At 64.9% G+C, this 20902-nt stretch carries 17 protein-coding genes; 5 read left to right on the top strand and 12 right to left on the bottom strand.

Going from position 1 to position 20902, the window contains the following annotated elements; translation table 11 throughout:
- Positions 1-97: 97 nt before the first annotated feature.
- Complete coding sequence (rimO, locus tag RR42_RS07640) at positions 98-1477, bottom strand: 30S ribosomal protein S12 methylthiotransferase RimO (protein WP_052494509.1); 1380 nt, start codon at positions 1475-1477, stop codon at positions 98-100.
- A gap of 340 nt (positions 1478-1817) precedes the next feature.
- Between rimO and RR42_RS41685 the strand changes: the two genes are divergently transcribed.
- Together RR42_RS41685 and RR42_RS07630 are read left to right on the top strand one after the other, a co-directional pair.
- Complete coding sequence (locus RR42_RS41685) at positions 1818-2198, top strand: hypothetical protein (protein ID WP_082054827.1); 381 nt, start codon at positions 1818-1820, stop codon at positions 2196-2198.
- Between the two features lie 167 nt (positions 2199-2365).
- The gene (locus tag RR42_RS07630; RefSeq protein ID WP_043345341.1) at positions 2366-2938 is read left to right on the top strand and encodes a class I SAM-dependent methyltransferase; all 573 of its coding nucleotides are present in this window, start codon (positions 2366-2368) and stop codon (positions 2936-2938) included.
- Between the two features lie 322 nt (positions 2939-3260).
- Here RR42_RS07630 and RR42_RS07625 read toward each other — a convergent pair whose 3' ends face one another.
- From RR42_RS07625 to phaC, 5 genes are all read right to left on the bottom strand, one after another.
- Complete coding sequence (locus RR42_RS07625; protein ID WP_043345340.1) at positions 3261-4241, bottom strand: tRNA dihydrouridine synthase; 981 nt, start codon at positions 4239-4241, stop codon at positions 3261-3263.
- 362 nt (positions 4242-4603) lie between these two features.
- Entirely contained in the window at positions 4604-5155 is a 552-nt protein-coding gene (gene phaR, locus RR42_RS07620; RefSeq protein WP_006155938.1) for a polyhydroxyalkanoate synthesis repressor PhaR, read from the bottom strand.
- Between the two features lie 396 nt (positions 5156-5551).
- Positions 5552-6292 (bottom strand): 3-ketoacyl-ACP reductase, encoded by a 741-nt coding sequence (locus tag RR42_RS07615; protein WP_043345337.1) that lies wholly within the window; start codon positions 6290-6292, stop codon positions 5552-5554.
- Between the two features lie 115 nt (positions 6293-6407).
- On the bottom strand, positions 6408-7589 hold the full coding sequence (locus tag RR42_RS07610) for an acetyl-CoA C-acetyltransferase (RefSeq protein ID WP_043345333.1): 1182 nt from the start codon (positions 7587-7589) through the stop codon (positions 6408-6410).
- A gap of 76 nt (positions 7590-7665) precedes the next feature.
- Positions 7666-9459, bottom strand: a complete 1794-nt coding sequence (gene phaC, locus RR42_RS07605) for a class I poly(R)-hydroxyalkanoic acid synthase (protein ID WP_043345330.1) — start codon at positions 9457-9459, stop codon at positions 7666-7668.
- Positions 9460-9832: 373 nt separating this feature from the next.
- Between phaC and RR42_RS07600 the strand changes: the two genes are divergently transcribed.
- A complete protein-coding gene (locus RR42_RS07600; protein WP_043345327.1) occupies positions 9833-10093 on the top strand; it encodes a hypothetical protein in 261 nt (86 codons plus the stop codon).
- Positions 10094-10106: 13 nt separating this feature from the next.
- On the opposite strand, the gene pgeF is transcribed toward RR42_RS07600, so the two are convergent.
- A complete protein-coding gene (gene pgeF / locus RR42_RS07595; protein ID WP_043345325.1) occupies positions 10107-10910 on the bottom strand; it encodes a peptidoglycan editing factor PgeF in 804 nt (267 codons plus the stop codon).
- Positions 10900-12210 carry an RluA family pseudouridine synthase gene (locus RR42_RS07590; protein ID WP_419188874.1) on the bottom strand — a complete coding sequence of 437 codons (1311 nt, stop codon included), beginning with the start codon at positions 12208-12210 and terminating at the stop codon, positions 10900-10902. Before RR42_RS07590 ends, pgeF begins: the two co-directional genes overlap by 11 nt.
- Here RR42_RS07590 and RR42_RS07585 point away from each other — a divergent pair.
- Positions 12134-12964 carry an outer membrane protein assembly factor BamD gene (locus RR42_RS07585; protein WP_043345321.1) on the top strand — a complete coding sequence of 277 codons (831 nt, stop codon included), beginning with the start codon at positions 12134-12136 and terminating at the stop codon, positions 12962-12964. The genes RR42_RS07590 and RR42_RS07585 overlap by 77 nt on opposite strands.
- A 105-nt stretch (positions 12965-13069) precedes the next feature.
- On the opposite strand, the gene RR42_RS07580 is transcribed toward RR42_RS07585, so the two are convergent.
- The 3 genes from RR42_RS07580 to RR42_RS07570 form a co-directional block, all read right to left on the bottom strand.
- Entirely contained in the window at positions 13070-15202 is a 2133-nt protein-coding gene (locus RR42_RS07580) for an ATP-dependent DNA helicase (RefSeq protein ID WP_052494508.1), read from the bottom strand.
- 131 nt (positions 15203-15333) lie between these two features.
- Positions 15334-15537 carry a DUF465 domain-containing protein gene (locus RR42_RS07575; RefSeq protein ID WP_043345316.1) on the bottom strand — a complete coding sequence of 68 codons (204 nt, stop codon included), beginning with the start codon at positions 15535-15537 and terminating at the stop codon, positions 15334-15336.
- Positions 15538-15682: 145 nt separating this feature from the next.
- Positions 15683-16495 carry a hypothetical protein gene (locus RR42_RS07570; RefSeq protein WP_043345315.1) on the bottom strand — a complete coding sequence of 271 codons (813 nt, stop codon included), beginning with the start codon at positions 16493-16495 and terminating at the stop codon, positions 15683-15685.
- Between the two features lie 201 nt (positions 16496-16696).
- Between RR42_RS07570 and RR42_RS07565 the strand changes: the two genes are divergently transcribed.
- Positions 16697-19066, top strand: a complete 2370-nt coding sequence (locus tag RR42_RS07565; RefSeq protein WP_043345312.1) for a Tex family protein — start codon at positions 16697-16699, stop codon at positions 19064-19066.
- A gap of 80 nt (positions 19067-19146) precedes the next feature.
- On the opposite strand, the gene RR42_RS07560 is transcribed toward RR42_RS07565, so the two are convergent.
- Positions 19147-20664: a hypothetical protein gene (locus RR42_RS07560; protein ID WP_052494507.1), complete on the bottom strand. Its 1518-nt coding sequence runs from the start codon at positions 20662-20664 to the stop codon at positions 19147-19149.
- Positions 20665-20902 lie beyond the last annotated feature (238 nt).

Here is a 20902-nt window from a genome sequence, read left to right as displayed (position 1 = left end):
TCTCCTGGGCTGATGTTGCAGCGCACAGTATAGCGGCGCGTTCGCCAAAACGAACGATCGTACTTTTACCTATCCGGACCGATGGCTGCCACCAGCCTCAGACTTCGCCCCACAAGTCGTGGCCATCCGCGCCGGTGATCTTCACCGAGACGAATTCGCCAACCTTGTAGCGCGGCGCGCCCTGCGCTGGCGGGTCGATATAGACCAGGCCGTCGATCTCCGGCGCATCGGCCGACGAGCGGCCAATGCCGCCGTCCTGGTTGATCTCGTCGACCAGCACGCGCAGGGTCTGGCCGACCTTGCGCTGCAGGCGCCGGGCGGACACTTCCTCGGCCACTTCCATGAAGCGCGCGCGGCGCTCTTCGCGGACTTCGTCGGGCAAGGCGCCCGGCAGGTCGTTGGCCGTGGCGCCGTCCACCGGCGAATAGGCGAAGCAGCCCACGCGGTCCAGTTCCGCTTCGGCGATGAAGTCCAGCAGCGTCTGGAACTCTTCCTCGGTCTCGCCGGGGAAGCCCGCGATAAAGGTGCTGCGGATAGTCAGCTCGGGGCAGATCTTGCGCCAGGCCCGGATGCGGTCCATGGTCTTCTCGGCGTTGGCCGGGCGCTTCATGCGCTTGAGCACGTCCGGGTGGGCGTGCTGCAGCGGCACGTCCAGGTAAGGCAGCACGTGCCCTTGCGACATCAGCGGAATGATCTCGTCGACGTGCGGGTACGGGTACACGTAGTGCAGGCGCACCCAGGCGCCGTACTTGGCAGCCAGCTCACCCAGCGCGCCGACCAGTTCGGTCATGCGCGTCTTGAGCGGGCGGCCGTCCCAGAAACCGGTGCGGTACTTCACGTCCACGCCGTAGGCGCTGGTATCTTGCGAGATCACCAGCAGTTCCTTGACGCCCGACTTGAACAGGTTCTCGGCCTCCAGCATGACTTCCGCCACCGGGCGCGAGACCAGGTCGCCGCGCATCGAGGGGATGATGCAGAACGAGCAACGATGGTTGCAGCCCTCGGAGATCTTCAGGTAGGCGTAATGCTTGGGCGTGAGCTTGATGCCGGCCGCCGGCACCAGGTCCATGAACGGGTCATGCGGCTTGGGCAGGTGCGTGTGCACGGCCTGCATCACCTCGCCCAGCGCGTGCGGGCCGGTCACGGCCAGCACCTTCGGGTGCACCGACGTGATGATGTCCTCACCTGCTGCGTTTTTCTTGGCGCCCAGGCAACCGGTGACGATCACCTTGCCGTTCTCGGCCAGTGCCTCGCCGATCGCATCCAGGCTTTCCTGCACGGCTTCGTCGATAAAACCGCAGGTATTGACGACCACCAGGTCGGCGCCGTCATAGGTGCCGCTGATGGCATAGCCCTCGGCGCGCAACTGGGTAATTATCTGCTCGGAATCCACAAGTGCCTTTGGACATCCAAGGCTTACGAATCCCACATTTGGAATATGGTCTTTCTTGATCGTTGATTCTGAAGGGTTTTTCACGGTTACTTCCAAATGTGGGGCGAGCAGGGCGGGACATGGCCGCCCGGCGGTTCAAAGCCAATCGCGCATTTTAACCGCTCGCGGGAGTTTGCCGGGGACTCATGGCAGACATGAACATGGCAGCCCGTTTGCGGCTTCAGGCTGTCGCGCGGGGCAATGCCACCTGCGAGGTCCGTCTAGCGGTCCATGGCAAAACGCTATGCGCAACGATAACGCGCGCCCCCCTTGCCCTCTCATCGACGTCCACGTCGGAAGCCAACCTGCCCCCGTTCTTCCTGGCACCTGGGCAGTGGCGTGAAGGTGTAACATAGGTCACATTTCCCCATCGGGCGGCGTGGGCTTGGCGTTTAGCAACGCCTATGACTTGATCCGCAACGCCGAAGTGTCACGGTGGGCGTCGTCCTCCAGCATGGCAAGCGCGCCGACGATACCTGCGCATGCTGCTGATCCACGATGCCAGCGCAGTCCTGTTCCGGGCCAAGGACAAAGGGGCCTGTTGCGACCCGCTGGCGCGCCGGCAACTGCCGCCAATGCGGGAGAGCCGTTTCCGCTGTCCAAGACCAAGCAGAAGGAAATCAGCCTCAAGCTCGATCTTGATGCCTGGCTTGACCAGCACAACAACCAGCGAGAGCATCAGGGGCGATTGCGCTACGGCAAAACGCCCATGCGCACCTTCCTTGACTCGCTGGAACTCGCCAAGGAGAAATTGATCTCGCATTGAGTTGCGCTTCTCAATTCGACAGCCCGGCTACCTGTCAGATCGAGTCCCAGCCAATACACATCAGTGCCGACAACTTTGGCCCTGGGCGCACCGCGTACCTTCATGCTCTCGGCCACGATGGACTTATGAACGAAGCGCGCGCAGACATCCACTCTTAGCACCCAGCCATGAAACAACATGATTTCTACCAACAAACCCGGGGCGCCCCCGCCCATCCGAGCCTGCTGCAGGCGCTGGAGCACTGGACGGGAGAGCCTGGACTGGCGCTGGACCTGGGCTGCGGCGCCGGCCGTGACAGCCTTGAGTTGCTGCGGCGTGGCTGGCGAGTGCAGGCAATTGATGTGGAAGCGCGGGCCCTGGCCGCTCTCGAGGCGCAGGTCTGCGTTGCCGATCGCCCACGACTGCACACCGTGCAAGCGCGCTTCGACGACCTTCACCTGCCCACCGCCCAGTTGATTAACGCCAGTTTCGCCTTGCCCTTCTGCGCCCCGCCGGCCTTCCCGGGCCTGTGGCAGCGCATTGAGAACGCTCTCGATCAGGGCGGTCTTTTCGCCGGCCACCTGTTTGGCGAACGTGACCCATGGCGCGAGCGAGGCCTGTTGGTCCATACCCGCGAAGAAGCCGAGCGACTGCTGCGCGGCTGGCAGGTCCTCAGCCTCGACGAACATGAGTGGGATGGACGCACCGCGCTTGGCAGGGCCAAGCACTGGCATTTGCTGGCCTTCGTTGCGCGCCGCTGAAAGGCGCCTCGAACGCGACGCCGACCAGCGAGTCATCGGCAACCAATGCTACGCCTGAACCCGCCCGATGGAGCCGCTATCGGCACACCAATGCGACCACGTAGACGGCAGGCCTGCTCCCCCGGATTGGAGAACGTGCAGGAAGCCGGGAGGCCTAGCTGCAGGCAATCCCCCATGTTCAGCCTATGTGTGTCCTCCCCTTCCTCGAACTCCAGCATGCCGCCATTGCGCGGGGCGTGCATCCAGTTTAGGGGTCTTGCCAGAACGTTTGCTCCTCGTGGCGGCTGAGCCGCTCGCCCGTCTGCTCCGCCAGCGCCCGCGCCTATTGCAACGAGGGTGATGTCCCCGGCATGCCCGCCAGGGCGCTCTCGATCACCGCCTGGATCGCAGGCGCATCATGCAGGCGCCGGATCGCCGCATGCAGTTCGGCAGCCTGCGGCCAGGTCCGTTTCAGGTAGCTGAGCCACAGCTTGACGCGCCCGTGCTCATGAAGGCATTCAGCTTTAGCCTGCAGTTTCTTCAGGTAGTCGGCGATATGACGGAGCACTGCCGGCCATTCCTCGCCGGATGCCGACCTGTCCATCAGCCCGCGTATGCGCAAGGCCAGGAACGGATCGGACACGGCGCCCCGCCCGATCATTACGTCGGCACAGCCGCTGACGGCCCGGCATCGCTCCCAGTCGGCTACCGTCCAGACTTCGCCGTTGGCAACAACGGGCACGTCCACAGCGGCGTCGATCCGCGCGATCCACTCCCAGTGCGCGGGAGGCCGGTAGCCATGATCGCGCGTCCTGGCATGCACGACGAGCGAGGCTGCGCCGCCTTCCGCCAGCGCCGTGGCGCAGTCGATCGCCAGCGCGGTATCGGACACGCCGAGCCGCATTTTGGCTGTCACGGCGATGTTCGCGGGCACAGCGGCGCGAACGGACAACACGATGCGGTTCAGCAGTTCCGGGTCCGCCAGCAGCATGGCCCCGCCGCCGTGCCGGTTGACGACTTTGGCGGGACAGCCGAAATTCAGGTCGATGCCATGCGGCGACACGGTAGCTGCCTGGGCCGCATTGACCGCCAGCCATTCAGGATCGCTCCCGAGCAGCTGGATCACCATCGGCGTGCCGCCTGGGGTATGGCCGCCGTGGAGGATTTCGGGTGTGTCCCGCTCGTAGACGCGCTCGGGAAGCAAAGAGCCCGTCACCCTGACGAACTCGGATACACAGCCATCGTATCCTCCCGAGCCGGTCAGCACGTCGCGCAGCACATAATCAGCAAGCCCCTCCATGGGGGCAAGAAACAGCCGGCTCATACGAAAGGTGGCGTCGATGCGGGAAAACGAGAAAACGCCAAACCCACCATGGGAACGGGCGTGGCCTCGGCGGCGAGCGCCTGGCGAATGTCTTGGATTGCGGAGGGCATTGGGATTCGCGCTGTGCAGGCGAGTCCGCTGTATGAATCGCCACATTTGACAGGGGTAGCGGCCGCGGTGATTCCGCGCGTTACCCGAATGTGCGTGATTTTAACCGATCGCCCCGATCGGCGAAGGAAGGTCATGCGTGCGCCGGGAATTCGCCTCCACGCCAGCCCGGCAAGAACGCCGGCGCCGCGAGGGTTCCATGCGTTCCCGGGCGATTGGGAACGCGCAACAGGCCGGCGCGGCGTGCGCCGGCTCTACTTCTTGTCCGGCTGATTGAACGGGAACGTGCCAAACATGTTCTTGGCCTGGCTTTGCATCTGCTCCTGCATCTGCACGAACAGGTTCTTGCTCTGCTCGATGTAGTTGCTCATCATTCCTTGCATCATCGGGCCCTGCATGTTCATGAACTGGGACCACATATCGGGGCTGAACGGCTCGCCCGAGTACAGGCCCTTGGAGTTCTCGGCCAGCTTGCTCTGGATGTCGATGAAGGCCTGGATGTTCTTTTCCAGGTAGGTGCCCATCATGCCCTGCATCGCATGGCCGTAGTAGCGGATGATCTGCGACAGCATGGAGCTTGAGAACATCGGCACGCCGCCCGTCTCTTCTTCGAGAATGATCTGCAGGAGGATGCTGCGCGTGAGCTCGTCGCCGGACTTGGCGTCGATCACCTTGAAGTCTTCGGTATCCATCACGAGCTGCTTGACGTCGGCTAGCGTGATGTAGGTGCTGGTCTGCGTGTCGTAGAGCCGGCGGTTTGGATACTTCTTGATCAGTCGCTCTGCGCCTTTCTTGGTGGTAGCCATCGTGCTCTATCCTTTTATCGTCGCTGTTGCATGCTGCTGCACCGCATGCTGTGCGGTGCGCAAATAGGGACCGCCAGCGGGGGATACAACGTGTTGACCTGCAACGCATGATCTATTTTGGTGCGGGCTAGCCGCTGCCCTGATTCTATGCCCAACAAGGCACTATTGAAAGCCGGACCCGTTAAGGAAAACCCGCACGGGGCATAGGATTGCGGGGTGTTTGGGGCCCGCAATGCCGGGCCACGCCCGCGCATTGGTGCGGTGCGGCGTGTGCGATGCAATATTGCTGCGGGGTGAGAGGCCTCGCAAGTGGTCGCAGAAATGAAAAAGGCCCTCGGCAGAGGACCTTCCCAAGACAGAAACCGTCCAGGAAAACCAGGGACGGCTTGCCGCTCGTTACCCCATGTGCAGGCCGCCGTTCAGCGAGAAGTCCGCGCCTGTCGAGAAACCCGACTCTTCAGACGCCAGCCACGCGCAGATCGAAGCAATTTCTTCCGGCGCGCCCAGGCGCTTGACCGGAATCGTGCCGACGATCTTGTCCAGCACGTCCTGGCGGATCGACTTGACCATGTCGGTAGCGATATAGCCCGGCGACACCGTGTTCACGGTCACGCCCTTGGTCGCCACTTCCTGCGCCAAAGCCATGGTGAAGCCGTGCAGGCCAGCCTTGGCGGTGGAGTAGTTGGTCTGGCCGAACTGACCCTTCTGGCCGTTGACCGACGAGATGTTGACGATGCGGCCAAAGCCACGATCCGCCATGCCATCGATGACCTGCTTGGTCACGTTGAACAGCGAGGTCAGGTTGGTGTCGATCACGGCATCCCAGTCGGCGCGCGTCATCTTGCGGAACACCACGTCGCGCGTGATGCCGGCGTTGTTGATCAGGATGTCGACCTCGCCCACTTCGGCCTTGACCTTGTCGAACGCGGCTTTGGTCGAATCCCAGTCGGCAACATTGCCTTCCGAGGCGACAAAATCGAAGCCCAGGGCCTTCTGCTGCTCGAGCCATTTTTCGCGGCGCGGCGAGTTGGGGCCGCAACCGGCCACGACCTTGTAGCCATCCTTGGCCAGACGCTGGCAGATGGCCGTTCCAATGCCACCCATGCCACCGGTTACGTATGCAATGCGCTGAGTCATATCTACTCCTTGATGGCTAGTTCTTATTGACGCCGGCGGTGGGAAGCCCCCCCTCGCCGGCACACCCCTCAGACCGGCCTGCGCGCTTGTTGACTGCGGCAAGCCCGGCAAATCGTCACTTGCGTTCCACAGCCAGCGCCACACCCATGCCGCCGCCGATGCACAGCGAAGCCAGGCCCTTGTGGGCGTCGCGGCGCTTCATTTCGTGCAGCAGCGTGACCAGGATGCGGCAGCCCGACGCGCCGATCGGGTGGCCAATCGCAATGGCGCCGCCGTTGACGTTGACCTTGGACGTATCCCAGCCCATCTGCTTGTGCACGGCCAGGGCCTGGGCGGCGAAGGCTTCGTTGATTTCCATCAGGTCGAGCTCTTCCACGCTCCAGCCGGCGCGCGACAAGCAGCGCTTGGACGCGGGCACCGGGCCCATGCCCATCACCTTGGGATCGACACCGGCGGTGCCGTAGGCGCGGATCGTGGCCAGCGGGGTCAGGCCGAGTTCCTTGGCCTTGGCTGCCGACATGACCACCACCGCGGCGGCGCCGTCGTTCAGGCCCGAGGCGTTGGCGGCGGTCACGGAACCAGCCTTGTCGAAGGCGGGCTTGAGACCAGCCAGCGCGTCTTGCGTGACGCCGTGGCGCACGAACTCATCGGTGGCGAACATCACCGGGTCACCCTTGCGCTGGGGAATCGGCACCGGCACGATTTCTTCATCGAACTTGCCGGCCTTCTGCGCGGCTTCCGCCTTGTTCTGCGAACCGGCCGCGAACGCGTCCTGGGCTTCGCGCGTGATGCCGTATTCCTTGGCCACGTTCTCGGCGGTGACGCCCATGTGGTACTGGTTGTAGACGTCCCACAGGCCGTCCACGATCATGCTGTCGATCAGCTTGGCGTCGCCCATGCGGAAGCCATCGCGCGAGCCCGGCAGCACGTGCGGCGCGGCGCTCATGTTTTCCTGGCCACCAGCGACCACGATCTCGGCATCGCCCGCGGCAATCGCGTTGGCGGCCAGCATCACGGCTTTCAGGCCGGAGCCGCAGACCTTGTTGATGGTCATGGCCGGCACCATCACGGGCAGGCCAGCCTTCAGTGCTGCCTGGCGCGCCGGGTTCTGGCCGGAACCGGCCGTCAGCACCTGGCCCATGATCACTTCGCTGACCTGCTCGGGCTTGACGCCGGCACGCTCAAGCGCAGCCTTGATGACGATGGCGCCCAGCTCGGGCGCGGGAATCTTGGCGAGCGAGCCGCCGAACTTGCCCACCGCGGTACGGGCAGCGGATACGATGACAATGTCAGTCATTGGGAGGTCCTCTCGAGTTGGATGCAAATAAGGGGTGAAAGGGGCCGGCCCCGCAGGGCGCCGGCCCGGACAAATCCTATGCCTTCGCCTTGACGTAGCGGCCCGGTGCCGGCTCGATCGCGCGGTAGTCCTTGTTGCCGTAGTCGGTGGGGGCCGCCTTGCGCGCGCCGGCGTGTTTGGCCAGCCAGGCCGCCCAGTCCGGCCACCAGCTGCCGGCATGCTCGGCGGCGCCGTCGAACCACTCCTGCGCCGAAGCCGGGAGCTTGTCGTTGGTCCAGTGGCTGCGCTTCTTCTTGGCCGGCGGGTTGATCACGCCGGCGATATGGCCCGACGCGCCCAGCACAAAGCGCAGCTTGTTCTTGAGCAACGCGGTGGAAGCATAGGCCGACATCCAGGGCACGATGTGGTCTTCACGCGAGCCATAGATGTAAGTTGGCACGTCGATGCTGCCCAGGTCCACCGGCGCGTTGCACACGGTCAGCTTGCCCGGCACCTTGAGCTCGTTCTGCAGGTAGGTATGGCGCAGGTACCAGCAATACCAGGGGCCCGGCAGATTGGTGGCGTCGCCGTTCCAGAACAGCAGGTCGAACGGGACCGGCGTATTGCCCTTCAGGTAGTTGTCGACGACATAGTTCCAGACCAGGTCATTGGGACGCAGGAACGAGAACGTGTTGGCCAGTTCCACGCCGCGCAGCAGCGCGCAGGGTGTGCCCGCCGCACCACCCAGGGTGTTTTCGCGCAGCTTGACGTGGGCTTCGTCGACGAACACATCGAGCACGCCGGTATCGGCAAAATCGAGCAGCGTGGTCAGCAGCGTCAGGCTGGCGGCGGGATGCTCGCCGCGCTTGGCCAGCACCGCCAGCGCAGTGGAGACGATGGTGCCGCCCACGCAGAAGCCCAGCACGTTGATCTGGTCCTGGCCGCTGATCTCGCGCGTGACTTCGATGGCGCGGATGGCGGCATGTTCGATGTAGTCGTCCCAGCTGAGCTCGGCCATCGAAGCGTCCGGATTGCGCCAGGAAACCATGTAGACGGTATGGCCCTGCTCCACCATGTAGTTCACCAGCGAGGTCTGCGGCTGCAGGTCGAGGATGTAGTACTTGTTGATGCAAGGCGGCACCAGCAGCAGCGGGCGCGCAAACACCTTGTCGGTGGCGGGCTTGTACTGCAGCAACTGGAAGTAGGCGTTCTCATAGACCACCGCGCCTTCGGTCACGGCCACGTTGCGGCCCACCTCGAAGGCGGATTCGTCGGTCTGCGAGATCTTGCCGCGGCCAAGGTCGTCGAGCATGTTGCGCACACCGGCCCGCAGCGATTCGCCGCCGGAGTCGATCAGCTTTTTCTGCGCTTCCGGATTGGTGGCGAGGAAGTTGGCCGGCGACATGGCGTCGACCCATTGCGAGATCGCAAAACGGATGCGCTGGCGGGTCTTGGCATCGGCCTCGACCGCGCCCGCCAGCTCATTCATGGCACGCGCATTGATCAGGTAAAAAGCGGCGGCGTAGTGAAACGCCGCGCTGCTGCGCCAGGCATCGCCGGAAAAGCGACGATCGGCCAGGGCCGTGGCGGGATTGGCACCGCCCTCGGCCATGCTTCGCCAGAGCGCGGTGAAGTCCTTCATGTAGCGTTGCTGGATGTCGGCCAGTTGATCGGGCGCGATTTTCACGCCCGCCATGGCGGAACCCTTCAATGCCTCGAAACCGGGAATAAATGGCATGCCAGGCATGCCCTGCTGGGTCGTCGCACCGTTAGCCTGTGCCTGACGGGACCATTCCAGCCATGTCGCTGGATCAAATGGCCCCGAAGCAAATGAAAACGGTTGGGACTTGTCTTCCTTGGTGGAAGCTGTCGCACCTTTGCCGGTTGCCATGTTCTTTCGTCTCTCTGCCGTCACTTATTTGAAAGCTGGCTGGGCGGCGTACCACCACCGCGGGGCTCTCCCCCGCCGCCAGCCTCGGAACCGGCCCCGTGCTGACGCCCTCGGCTGGTGACGTCATGCGGTATGCTTGCCGGACACGCCGCGCCGCGGACCTGAACGTCCCGGCGGAGCCTGCGAATGCCTGCCAGCACACAGCCTTGCAGTGCATTCGAGGCCATTGTTGCCTTGCAATGTTATGCCTGTCAATGCGGAAAGATGCGTGGACCGGCGCTAACGGCAAAATGCGCTCAGCGCGAACCTGCGAGCCTCACTCCGGCGCCACTCCGGCCACGGGGCCAGCTTGCCAGAGAAGGATGACTTTCTGATGTACATCGTTGCAATCGGTTGGCTGTATGTGGTCCTGATGATGGCCATTACCGAACATACCGTGATCGCGGGACTGGCCACATTCGTCTTTTACGGCCTGTTCCCGGTGGCGATCCTGGTGTACATCATGGGCACCCCGGGGCGCCTGCGCCGGCGCAAGGCAGAGGAAGCGAGGCAGGCGAAGAGCGCGCAAGCGCCCTCCGGATCCGTGGCACCCGCAGAATCCGCGGGGCCGGAACAGCCGCCTGCCCGGGATTGACGCCGGGAACGTTTCAGGCGGCCAGCCAGACCAGGCTGGCCATGCGCCCCGTGACGCCGTCGCGCCGATAGGAGTAGAAGCGCTGCGCATCGCCAACGGTGCAGGCGTCGCCGCCGTACACCGCTGTGCAGCCGGCGCGGGCCAGGCGGATGCGGGCCAGCGCGTAGATATCGGCGAAGTACTTGCCGCCTGCGCCGGCACGGAAGGCAAGGTCCACCTGGGCCGTCTCGTCAGGCCGCGCCTGAGCCAGGAACGCCTGCCGGACTTCGGCGCCCACCTCGAAGGCATCCGGGCCGATGGCCGGCCCGAGCCAGGCCAGCCATTGCGCCTGCGCGCCAGCTTGCTTGCCAACCTGCTTGCCCATATGCGCCAGGGTTGCCTCGATCACGCCGCCACACAGCCCGCGCCAGCCGGCGTGCGCGGCGCCAACCACCGTGCCGGCACGGTCGCACAGCAGCACGGGCAGGCAGTCGGCGGTCATCACGGCGCAGACCCGGCCAGCGGTCGTGGCAATGCTGGCGTCCGCCTGTGGAACCACGCCATCGGCGGCAAACTGGTCCTCGGTGGCGATCGCGCAGCCATGCACCTGCTCCAGCCAGCCTGGCACGGCTGGCAGCCACGCGTCCAGCCGTGAGCGGTTGGCCGCGACCGCGGCGGCTTCGTCGCCCACATGGGTGCCAAGGTTCAGCCCGCCCGGGCTGCCGTCAACCAGGCCGTAGGGAGCCTCGCTGACGCCGCCCTGGCGGGTGGTGGACAACGCGCGCACCCGCGCCGGAGCCGGCCAGTCGGGAACTAGCCAAGGCGCCTCAGTCGTCATCGCCGTATTCCCATGCGCCGTCCTCGCCTTCGGTCCAGCCGTCGTCCTCGTCTTCGTCGCCGGCACGGTCAAAGTCGAGCGCTTCGATCAGCGCCTGCAAGTCATCGGGCGGCTGCGCTTCCCAGGATACGAGCTTGCCGGTGGCCGGATGCACCAGCCCAAGCCGGAAGGCGTGCAGCGCCTGGCGCGTCAGCGGCACCGGCAGCGGTGCCTTGATGGCCGGACGCTGGCCGCGCTGGGTGGCGGCGCGGTGATAGACCGGGTCGCCCACCATCGGATGGCCGATCGACTCGAAGTGGACGCGAATCTGGTGGGTGCGGCCGGTTTCGAGCTGGCACATCACCATGGAGACATGGCCGCGCCCGAGCGGCACCGTGCCAAGGGTACGAAAATGGGTGCGCGAGGGCTTGCCGCTATTGGTGAGCACGATCGCCATGCGGATCCGCTCGCGCGGATCGCGGCCGATCGGCGCATCAATGGTGCCGGACTCGGGCGTCACGCCCCACACCAGCGCCAGGTAGCTTCGCTTGACGGTACGCGCCTGCAGCTGGCGCACCAAGTCGGTCTGGGCAGTCAGCGTGCGGGCCACCACCATCAGCCCCGATGTTTCCTTGTCGAGCCGGTGGACGATGCCCGCGCGCGGCAGGCTTGCGGCCTCCGGGTAGCGGTGCAGCAGGCCGTTTAGCACCGTGCCGCCCCAGTTGCCGGCGGCAGGATGCACCACCAGGCCGGCGGGCTTGTCGATGACCAGCAGCGTGGCGTCCTCGTACACGACGTTGAGCGGCACGTCTTCGGCCACGAAGGCGCGCGATTCTGCCGCCGCCTGCGGACGGACCACGACGCGCTCGCCCATCTGCACGGAGGACTTGGAGCGGCGCACCTCGCCGTCGACCAGCACCGCCCCGTTCTCGATCCATTGCTGCAGGCGGCTGCGCGAGAAGCCGCTGAGGTGGCGTGCCAACAACTTGTCGAGGCGCTCGCCGTGTGATGCACCATCAACTTCGATCTCTACCGGCTGCATTTCCAATTCGATTGGAGATGCCTCCGCTCCTGCCTCCAGGCCGCCTAGCGCGGCCACATCGGTCAGGTCTTCCAGGTCCTCCACCTCGTTCAAGATGTCGGTTGAATCGGCAGCTTGCTGCTCGATGCCCTTGGCGGCGGTTTCCGACAAGGGGCTTGGGCTATAATGCTTGACGCTATTTTTCATCCGGGATACGTTGCCCATGCAATTGATGAGCATGAAGCGCGCCAGCTGGCGCGCAAGAATTGGAGCGATTCTGCTCGCAGGCGGCTGCGTCATGCTATCGGCGTGCGGCCTGCTGTCGGATCAACCAGACGAAACTGCCGGCTGGTCGGCTAACAAATTATATTCGGAAGCCAAGGACGCACTAGATTCCGGCGACTTTCCCCGAGCTGTGAAGCTGTACGAGAAGCTTGAGGGACGTTATCCCTTCGGCCGTTTCGCCCAGCAGGCACAGATCGATACCGCCTACGCCAACTACAAGGACGGCGAAACCGCCGCCGCGCTTGCCTCGGTCGACCGCTTCATCCAGTTGCATCCGAATCACCCGAACGTGGATTATGCCTATTACCTGAAGGGCCTGATCAACTTCAATGACAATTTGGGCTGGCTTGGCCGTTTTTCCGGTCAGGACCTGAGCGAGCGCGACCCCAAGGCCGCGCGCGCTGCTTATGACGCCTTCAACACGCTGGTCACGCGCTTCCCGGACAGCAAGTACACGACGGATGCTGCCGCGCGCATGCAATACATCGTGAACTCGCTGGCCCAGCACGAGGTCCATGCGGCACGTTACTACTACCGCCGTGGCGCCTACCTGGCCGCCGCAAACCGGGCCCAGCAGGCGCTCAAGGACTATGACGGCGCGCCGGCCAACGAGGAAGCGCTGTACATCATGATCCGCTCGTACGATTCGCTGGGCATGAAGGACTTGCGCGACGATACCGCCCGCGTGATGGAAAAGAACTTCCCCAACAGCGATTACATCAAGTACGGGGAACGCCGCAAGGACAAGTCCTGGTGGGAAGTGTTCTGAACGTCAGGCACGGCGCTTGAGTGCGCTGGCAACTGCGCCGGCAACAAAAAACCCGATCGGAAGATCGGGTTTTTTGTTTGTTGGCCAGCCGCCCGCGCCAGGCGGTCAATCGGGCGCGGCTTCCCCTCCTGCGTCGCCAGCCGCCGGCGCGCTTTCGCCATTGCGCAGCGACTCCAGGAAGTGGACCACCGTCTCGGCCTCGCGCGTGCGCTTGAAGGGCGGCAGGCTCTGCCAGATCTGGCGGCCGTAGGGCTTTTCAACCAGCCTGGTATCGCAGATCACCAGCACGCCACGGTCGGATTCCGAGCGGATCAGCCGCCCCGCGCCCTGCTTGAGCGTGATCACGGCATGCGGCAGCTGATGCACGGCGAACGGGCTCAGCCCCTTCCTTTGCAGCACTTCCATGCGCGCCGCCAGCACCGGGTCGTCGGGCGGGGCAAACGGCAGCTTGTCGATGATAACCAGCGAGAGCGCCTCGCCGCGCACGTCGACGCCTTCCCAGAAGCTCTGGCTGCCCACCAGCACCGCATTGCCAAGCTCGCGGAAGCGATCCAGCAATTCGGTACGGCTGGCCTGGCCCTGCACCAGCAAGGGCAGCTCCAGGCCGCGTTCGGCAAAGGCCTCGTACAGCAGGTCGGAGGCGCGCTGCACTGCCCGCAGCGTGGTGCACAGCAGGAAAGCGCGGCCGCCGGCGGCCTCGATCAGCGGCAGCGCGGTCTGCACCACGGCGTCGGTGAACTGCGGCGACTGCGGCGCCGGCAGGTCGCGCGGCACGTAGAGCAAGCCCTGGGTGGCGTAATCGAACGGGCTGGGCAACGTCAGCGACTTGTCCTTGTCCAGGCCAAGCTGAGCCGCATAGTGCGTGAAATTGCCCTTCACAGATAGCGTAGCCGAGGTGAAGATCCAGGCACGCGGGTGCCCTTCGCGCTGGCGGGTGAAGATCGGCGCGATCGACAGGGGCGTGCGGTGCAGCTGCACGGTCTGGGAGAACACCTCGACCCAGCGCACGGTTTCCGGCCCGAGGGCCGTGCTGGCCGGGGCTTTTTCATCACCCTCCACAGCGGCGGGCGGTGGCGCCGCCTTGGCATCGCTGCGCCAGGCGGCAAGGCGTTGGTCGAGCTCCACCGCGCGGCGATGGCACTGCTCCAACGACTCGGCACGTTCAGCCTGGCTTTCCAGCAGGGTCACGAATTCTGCCAGCGCGGTTTCGAGCGCGTCCAGGGTCTCGAAGAATGGCTTGCCGATGCGGGGGTCCGCCTCGATCTGGCTCACCGCCAGGCGGGAATTGTCCCGGGTGAAGGCCAGGCGCAGGTCCCGCGCGGCGCGCTCCAGCGGGGCCGCGATCCGCACCCAGTCGGCGGCGTCCCGCGCGTGCGAGAGGCCCTCGGCCACGGTGTCCCGCGCCAGCTCCAGCAACTGGCTGGTAGACAGGCTCTCGCCGAAGAACAGCGTCGCCGTATCGGGCAACTGGTGCGCTTCGTCGAAGATCACCGTATTGGCAGCTGGCAGCAGCTCGGCCATGCCCGTGTCACGCAGCACCACGTCGGCAAAGAACAGGTGGTGGTTGACTACCACGATGTCCGCCTGCTGTGCTTCCTTGCGAGCGCGCATCACAAAGCACTCTTTGTAGCTCGGGCACTCCGTGCCCATGCAGTTGTCGCGGGTCGAGGTGACCAGCTGCCAGACCGGCGCGTTTTCCGGCACCGAGGCCAGCTCGCCCTTGTCGCCCGACGACGTGACTTTGGCAAAGCGGGCGATCTCGCGCAGCCAGGCGGCATCCTGGCGCGAAGCCAGGCGGCCCTGGATCTCGGCCCGCTCCAGGTGGTAATGGCAGAGGTAGTTGGCCCGCCCCTTGAGCAGCGCCACCGACACCGGCACATTGAGCGCTTTGCGCACCGTGGGGATATCGCGAAGGAAAAGCTGGTCCTGCAGGTTCTTGGTGCCGGTGGAGAGGATCACCTTGCCGCCCCAGAGCATGGCCGGAACCAGGTAGGCGAAGGTCTTGCCCGTGCCCGTGCCGGCCTCGACGATGACCGTGTCTGCGCGTTCGATCGCCCCGGCCACGGCGGCGGCCATCTGCTCTTGCGCCGCGCGCGGGCGATAGCCCTCGATGCCGGTGGCCAGGGTCCCGGTCTCGGCAAAGATGGTGGCCAGTTGGGCGGCGTGTGAAGCCGCCGTACCGGCCGGCCCGGCAGCGCTGGCCGCCGGTGCTTCGGGCGAGTCAGGCGTGTCGGGCATGTCGGACGTAGCGGCGTGATCAGACGGATCTGACGTTACGGTGGCGGCGGGCAGGTCTTCGGAGTCGGGCAAGGCGAGGCTTTCTGGCGAGCCGCTTCAAGAGCGGCCCGGAGCAAGGGGGAATCGGGGAATCAGGCGGGCACGTCCGGCTCGAGCTGAAGCTGTAGCAAGGTAATCGCATCCTTGAGCTTGAGACGGCGCTTTTTCAGTCGGCGCAGTTGCAGCTCATCGTGCGTGGCATCAGCCACCATGCGGTCGATCAGGTAATCGAGATCGCGATGCTCGATCTGCAATTCCATGATCTGTCGCGATAAGGTATTCAGGTTGCGGTCCATGGGCTCCCCCGCTCAAAGCCGGCGCTGGCGCCGGCGGCGCCGGTACGGCAAATGACGTGGGCGCGGCCAGATGCATCGCGCCGACGTCTGGCACCGGCTATTGTCGCCGGTATTGCCCCCGGCTGTGGGCGCGGCGCGCAGCCGCTCAGAAACCGAAGGGGCGTGGCGCGGACGCCTGACCCTGCTGCTCCTTGGCCTTGGCACGACGCTCGTCGACGTCTTTCTGCCGTTGCTCGGCGTCGCGCTGCTTTTGGTCGTAGGCCTTTACATTTTCCTGCCGCTGCCTGGCTTGCTGCGCGCCCTGCTCCTGAGCGGCCTTGACGCGGGCATCGAAGTCGGCCTGCTTCTTGTCGTAGGCCTGGGCATTGGCGGCGCGCTGCGGCGCATCGGCCTCGTGCTGCGCATCGCGCAGTTTCTGCTCCTGCTGCTTGCGCTCGTAGCTTTCGCGGCTGGCGCGCTCGTTGGCGTCGCGGCCGGGTTGCTCCGCTTCGTACTGGGCGCGCTGGATCGCCTGTTGCCGGTCACGCTCGGCCGCCTTGAATGCGCGCTCAGCGTCACCGACCTCAAGCTCGCGCTTGCGCAGCACCTGCAACTCGGCACGCTGCACGTCCTTGGCCTTGTCGATGCAATGCGTGACAAAGAACTTGTTGTAGCAATCGTGCTCGGCCGTGCCATAGCGATAGGTGGTCCAGGCACGCGAGTCGCTGATGGCCTTGCGCTCCGCGGCGAAATCCCGGGGCGGCGTTTGCGCCGCGCCGGCGGCGCCAGGAGGCTGCGCGGCGCCAGGGGCCGCCTGCGCCTGGCCGAGCGTTGGCAGGATCAACGCCGCCAGGCCGGCGGCAAGCACGGCGAGCCGCACCTGCGCGGGCAGGAAGCGGGCCGCGCGGAGCACAGCCGGAATGGCGAGGCGGTCGGGGAACGCGGCCGCAAGGGCGGTCGGATGTGGCTTGACGATCATGCTCGGATTCTAACATCCGCCCTGCCGGTTGCCGTGCTTGTTGCCACGCTTGTTGACATACGGGCAGGCCGGCATCCCGGCGCGGCGCCACCGCCCCCGCGGGCACCCCGGGCCACGCGGGCAGCCCCGCTCCCCAAGCACCCCGCCGCGGGGCGGCAAGCTTGTGGCAAAATGCCCCGCTTTCGACCGACTGTTTTCCTGATGTCCACTCTGCCAGCTTCCGTCATGCAAAAGATCGTGTCGCTCATCGCGGCCGAACTGTCCGTCCAACCCCGCCAGGTGGCGGCGGCCGTAGAACTGCTCGACGAAGGCGCGACCGTGCCGTTCATTGCGCGCTACCGCAAGGAAGTGACCGGCAACCTGGACGACACGCATCTGCGCAATCTGGAAGAACGCCTGCTCTATCTGCGCGAGATGGAAGAGCGCCGCGCCACCATCCTCGCCTCGATCGAGGAACAGGGCAAGCTGACGCCCGAGCTGCGCGCAGCCGTCGAAGGCGCAGAAACCAAGCAGGTCCTGGAAGACCTTTACCTGCCCTACAAACCCAAACGCCGCACCCGCGCCCAGATCGCGCGCGAATGCGGGCTGGAACCGCTGGCGCTGGCGTTGCTGGCCGACCCCACGCTGGACCCGCAGGCGGAGGCTGCCAAGTACGTCAACGGCAACCCCACCGCCGACGGCGGCGTGCCGGACATCAAGGCCGCACTGGATGGCGCGCGCGACATCCTGTCGGAACAGTTTGGCGAAACCGCCGAACTGCTCGGCAAAGTACGCGAGCACCTGTGGAGCCATGGCCTGGTCACCTCCTCGGTGATGGAAGGCAAGGAAGGCGCGGAAGAAGAGAAATTCCGCGATTACTACGAATACAGCGAAACCATCCGCACCATTCCGTCCCACCGCGCGCTGGCGCTGTTCCGCGGCCGCAATGCGGGCGTGCTGATGGTCAAGCTCGGCCTGGGCGAGGAACAGGACGCCATGGTGCCGCACCCGTGCGAAGGCATGATCGCGCGCCATGTCGGCATCCAGAACCAGAACCGCCCTGCCGACAAGTGGCTGGCCGATGTCTGCCGCTGGTGCTGGCGCGTCAAGGTGCAGCCGCACCTGGAAACCGAGCTGCTGACCCAGCTGCGTGAAACCGCGGAAAGCGAAGCCATCAAGGTGTTCGGCCGCAACCTGCACGAACTGCTGTTGGCCGCGCCGGCGGGACCGAAGTCCGTGATGGGCATCGACCCGGGCATCCGCACCGGCTGCAAAGTGGCCGTGGTCGACGCCACCGGCAAGCTGATCGACACCGCCACCATCTACCCGCACGAGCCGCGCCGCGACTGGAACGGCTCGCTCGCCACGCTGGCGCGCATGGCCAAGCAGCACAATGTCATGCTGGTTTCGATCGGCAACGGCACCGCCAGCCGCGAAACCGACAAGCTGGTGCTGGACCTGATGAAGGCCTTGCCCGAAGCCAAGCTGACCAAGATCGTGGTCAGCGAAGCCGGCGCCTCGGTGTACTCGGCATCGGAGCTGGCCGCCAAGGAATTCCCGGACCTCGACGTGTCGATTCGCGGCGCGGTCTCGATCGCGCGGCGCCTGCAGGATCCGCTGGCGGAACTCGTCAAGATCGATCCCAAGTCGATCGGCGTGGGCCAGTACCAGCATGACGTGAACCAGCGCGAGCTGGCCCGCGCGCTGGACGCCGTGGTGGAGGATTGCGTGAACGCCGTGGGGGTGGACGTGAACACCGCCTCGGCCCCGCTGCTGGCCCGCGTGTCCGGCCTGAACACGGTGCTGGCGCGCAATATCGTCGAGTACCGCGATGCCAACGGGGCCTTCCCCAATCGCGCCGCGCTGAAGAAGGTGCCGCGACTGGGTGACAAGACGTTCGAGCAGGCCGCTGGCTTCCTGCGCGTCAACGATGGCGACAATCCGCTGGACCGCTCCTCGGTCCACCCGGAAGCCTACCCGGTGGTCAAGCGGATCCTCGACCAGATCAAGAAGGGCTTGCCGGAAGTGATGGGCAATCGCGAAGCGCTGCGCGGCCTGTCGCCGACATCCTTCACGGACGAGACCTTCGGCCTGCCGACCGTGCGCGACATCCTGTCCGAGCTGGAAAAGCCCGGCCGCGACCCGCGCCCCGAGTTCAAGACCGCCACCTTCCAGGACGGCGTGGAAGACATCAAGCACCTGCAGCCGGGCATGGTGCTCGAAGGCGTGGTCACCAACGTTGCCGCCTTCGGCGCGTTCGTCGATATCGGTGTGCATCAGGACGGACTAGTCCATATCTCCGCCCTGTCCACCAAGTTCATCAAGGATGCGCACGAGGCGGTCAAGGCTGGCCAGATCGTCAAGGTCAAGGTGATGGAGGTGGACGTCAAGCGCAACCGCATCGGCCTGACCATGCGCCTGGACGACGAGCCCGGCCAGGGGCCGGTCCGCGCGGGCCAGACCGACCGCGGCAACGCGCCGCGCCAGGGTCAGGGCCAGCGGCCCGGCCAGGGCAAGGGGTTCGGCGGCAATCAGCGCCGCGATGAACCGTCAGGCGCCATGGCGGCGGCCTTCGCCAAGCTCAAGCGCTGAGCCTCGCGGGACCGACGTAAAAAAGCCCCTGTGCCATGTGCCTACCCGTTACACAAAGGTGTTGATAATCGGGTGACCGGCTAGGCTGATTCTGAGGAGTCCTTCCCTTCGGGGATGGACTCCTTTTTTGTGGGCCCACGGCTGTGCTTCAGCGGGTCGAAGTAGATGATGTCTTCGAGTCGGACGGGCGCTCTGGCCAAACCAAGCCGCATGGCCGGGGTCTTGCCGTCTCGGCTTTCGTCCGGAACGAGGCAGTAGTTCCAGTAGGTGCGCAGCAGCACCAGGAGTTTCTCAATCATGGCTGGGTTGTAAGGAGCATACCCATACCACATGCGACGGGCTGCGCTCGCGCTGCCGAGCGCCCGCTCCAGGGGGCTGAGTCGCCGGCGGACGAGTTCCAGGAAGCGGTCGGCGCCATAGGTGGACCCATACAGATACAACTCAGCCAGGGCATCCGTAGTAAGAGACGTACCTGGTCGCTCGGTCAGATGGCAGAGCGCCTTCTCAGGCTCGTTCATCGTCGGCAACGGATGAATCAACCACCGGTCGTGATAGCGGCCGATTTCCTTCATCAAAGGAAGCTGTTCTTTGATGAGTTCGACCTTTACACGGTAATCAGACAAGCCTGGCATGCGAGCTTGTGCGTCTCTGAACGTCTTCTTGGCGCCGTTGAAGGCTCGGACCTTCTCCCCTTTGGTCATGTCCTTGTTTGTCTTAACAAAGAAGGCATGCACGCGGTCGCGCTGAACGTCTTCCGCAAATGCGGCAAGACAAGCGGCCCGGATGCCTGAGTCCTGGTCCAGGTAGAAAGTGACGGCATCCGCGCCGGTCAGCAGTCGCTTCAGTATCTGGAAGTGCGCATAGAGCGTGTACTCAGAGTGAACCTGCATGCCGGTTTCTGGCAAGCGCTGTGACCCAACGAAGTCGTCGGGCACCTCGATGTCGTCACGTTGAGCAGCGTTTGCATAGGTCGCCGAGGCGGCTCCAAGAACGTCGCCTTCGTTCCGATATCGCTTCCGGGCGCCGGATGCCAGCACTGATGCTGAATACTCGGAGGCGAGCCAAAACCGTGCGTTTCGGCGATGCTCCTGGGGCTTAAGGTCGTCGTCGTCCGTTCGGACATCGGCCTCTACCGCGTCTGGCTGGAATCGCGCGTCGAAGTTCACGTGCGTGCCAAAGACATAGCCGGACCGGTTCTCCGCCGCAACCACAGCGTGAAGCGGCACATTGCGTTTGTCCTGGCGCCTGGTCCAGTTGGTGTAGTAGTCCTGCCGGTCCACGGATACCGAGAGATGGCCCAGCGGGAGGCCCTCCATCAGCTTGCGCTCCCGATTGGCGAGGAAGCGCTCGCATTGCCGAACCAAAAAATCAATCTTCTGATATAGCGTGGGCGCTTTGATGTCTTGCTTTTCGAGAATCCGGCGGAACGGCGCCTTGTTCACCAGCTCCAGGAAGATGTCCCGGTTCAGGTGAGGCTTCTTCTGCCCGGTCGTCGGGCCAGGTACAGAGAACGTCTTCTGGCAGGACTTGCAGCGATAGCGGGACGACCCGTGGGCCGTCTGGCCAAAAGCTTGATAGGCCCCTGGATGGGTCAGCATCCCGAGGGTATGGCACCGACAGGCGCCATTAGGGCAGCAGGGCTCAGGTTCCGGCTCCAAGTAGGCAAGCAACCGGCCGACTTCTTCAGCAATCGCGAGATTCGACTTTAAAGGGGGCTTCTCGCCACAAAGCTTGCACTCCAGACGAAGCCTAACGGCTCCCCGCTTTGAACTGGCGGCCGTGAGGATGTAGGTGTCATGGGAGCCGGAGCCCCGGCCCCTTTTGCTCTCGGCTTTG

This window comes from Cupriavidus basilensis (genome assembly GCF_000832305.1).
Taxonomy (GTDB): Bacteria; Pseudomonadota; Gammaproteobacteria; order Burkholderiales; family Burkholderiaceae; genus Cupriavidus; species Cupriavidus basilensis_F.
Note: the sequence above shows the minus strand (reverse complement) of the source record. Positions and strands in the feature narration are given on the sequence as shown.

Coding starts and splice junctions, on each gene's coding strand:
- RR42_RS07630 (WP_043345341.1), top strand. CDS start 2,366: ATGAAACAACATGATTTCTACCAACAAACCCGGGGCGCCCCCGCCCAT.
- RR42_RS07625 (WP_043345340.1), bottom strand. CDS start 4,241: ATGAGCCGGCTGTTTCTTGCCCCCATGGAGGGGCTTGCTGATTATGTG.
- phaR (WP_006155938.1), bottom strand. CDS start 5,155: ATGGCTACCACCAAGAAAGGCGCAGAGCGACTGATCAAGAAGTATCCA.
- RR42_RS07615 (WP_043345337.1), bottom strand. CDS start 6,292: ATGACTCAGCGCATTGCATACGTAACCGGTGGCATGGGTGGCATTGGA.
- RR42_RS07610 (WP_043345333.1), bottom strand. CDS start 7,589: ATGACTGACATTGTCATCGTATCCGCTGCCCGTACCGCGGTGGGCAAG.
- phaC (WP_043345330.1), bottom strand. CDS start 9,459: ATGGCAACCGGCAAAGGTGCGACAGCTTCCACCAAGGAAGACAAGTCC.
- RR42_RS07600 (WP_043345327.1), top strand. CDS start 9,833: ATGTACATCGTTGCAATCGGTTGGCTGTATGTGGTCCTGATGATGGCC.
- pgeF (WP_043345325.1), bottom strand. CDS start 10,910: ATGACGACTGAGGCGCCTTGGCTAGTTCCCGACTGGCCGGCTCCGGCG.
- RR42_RS07585 (WP_043345321.1), top strand. CDS start 12,134: ATGCAATTGATGAGCATGAAGCGCGCCAGCTGGCGCGCAAGAATTGGA.
- RR42_RS07590 (WP_419188874.1), bottom strand. CDS start 12,210: ATGACGCAGCCGCCTGCGAGCAGAATCGCTCCAATTCTTGCGCGCCAG.
- RR42_RS07580 (WP_052494508.1), bottom strand. CDS start 15,202: ATGCCCGACACGCCTGACTCGCCCGAAGCACCGGCGGCCAGCGCTGCC.
- RR42_RS07575 (WP_043345316.1), bottom strand. CDS start 15,537: ATGGACCGCAACCTGAATACCTTATCGCGACAGATCATGGAATTGCAG.
- RR42_RS07570 (WP_043345315.1), bottom strand. CDS start 16,495: ATGATCGTCAAGCCACATCCGACCGCCCTTGCGGCCGCGTTCCCCGAC.
- RR42_RS07565 (WP_043345312.1), top strand. CDS start 16,697: ATGTCCACTCTGCCAGCTTCCGTCATGCAAAAGATCGTGTCGCTCATC.
- RR42_RS07560 (WP_052494507.1), bottom strand. CDS start 20,664: ATGCTGACCCATCCAGGGGCCTATCAAGCTTTTGGCCAGACGGCCCAC.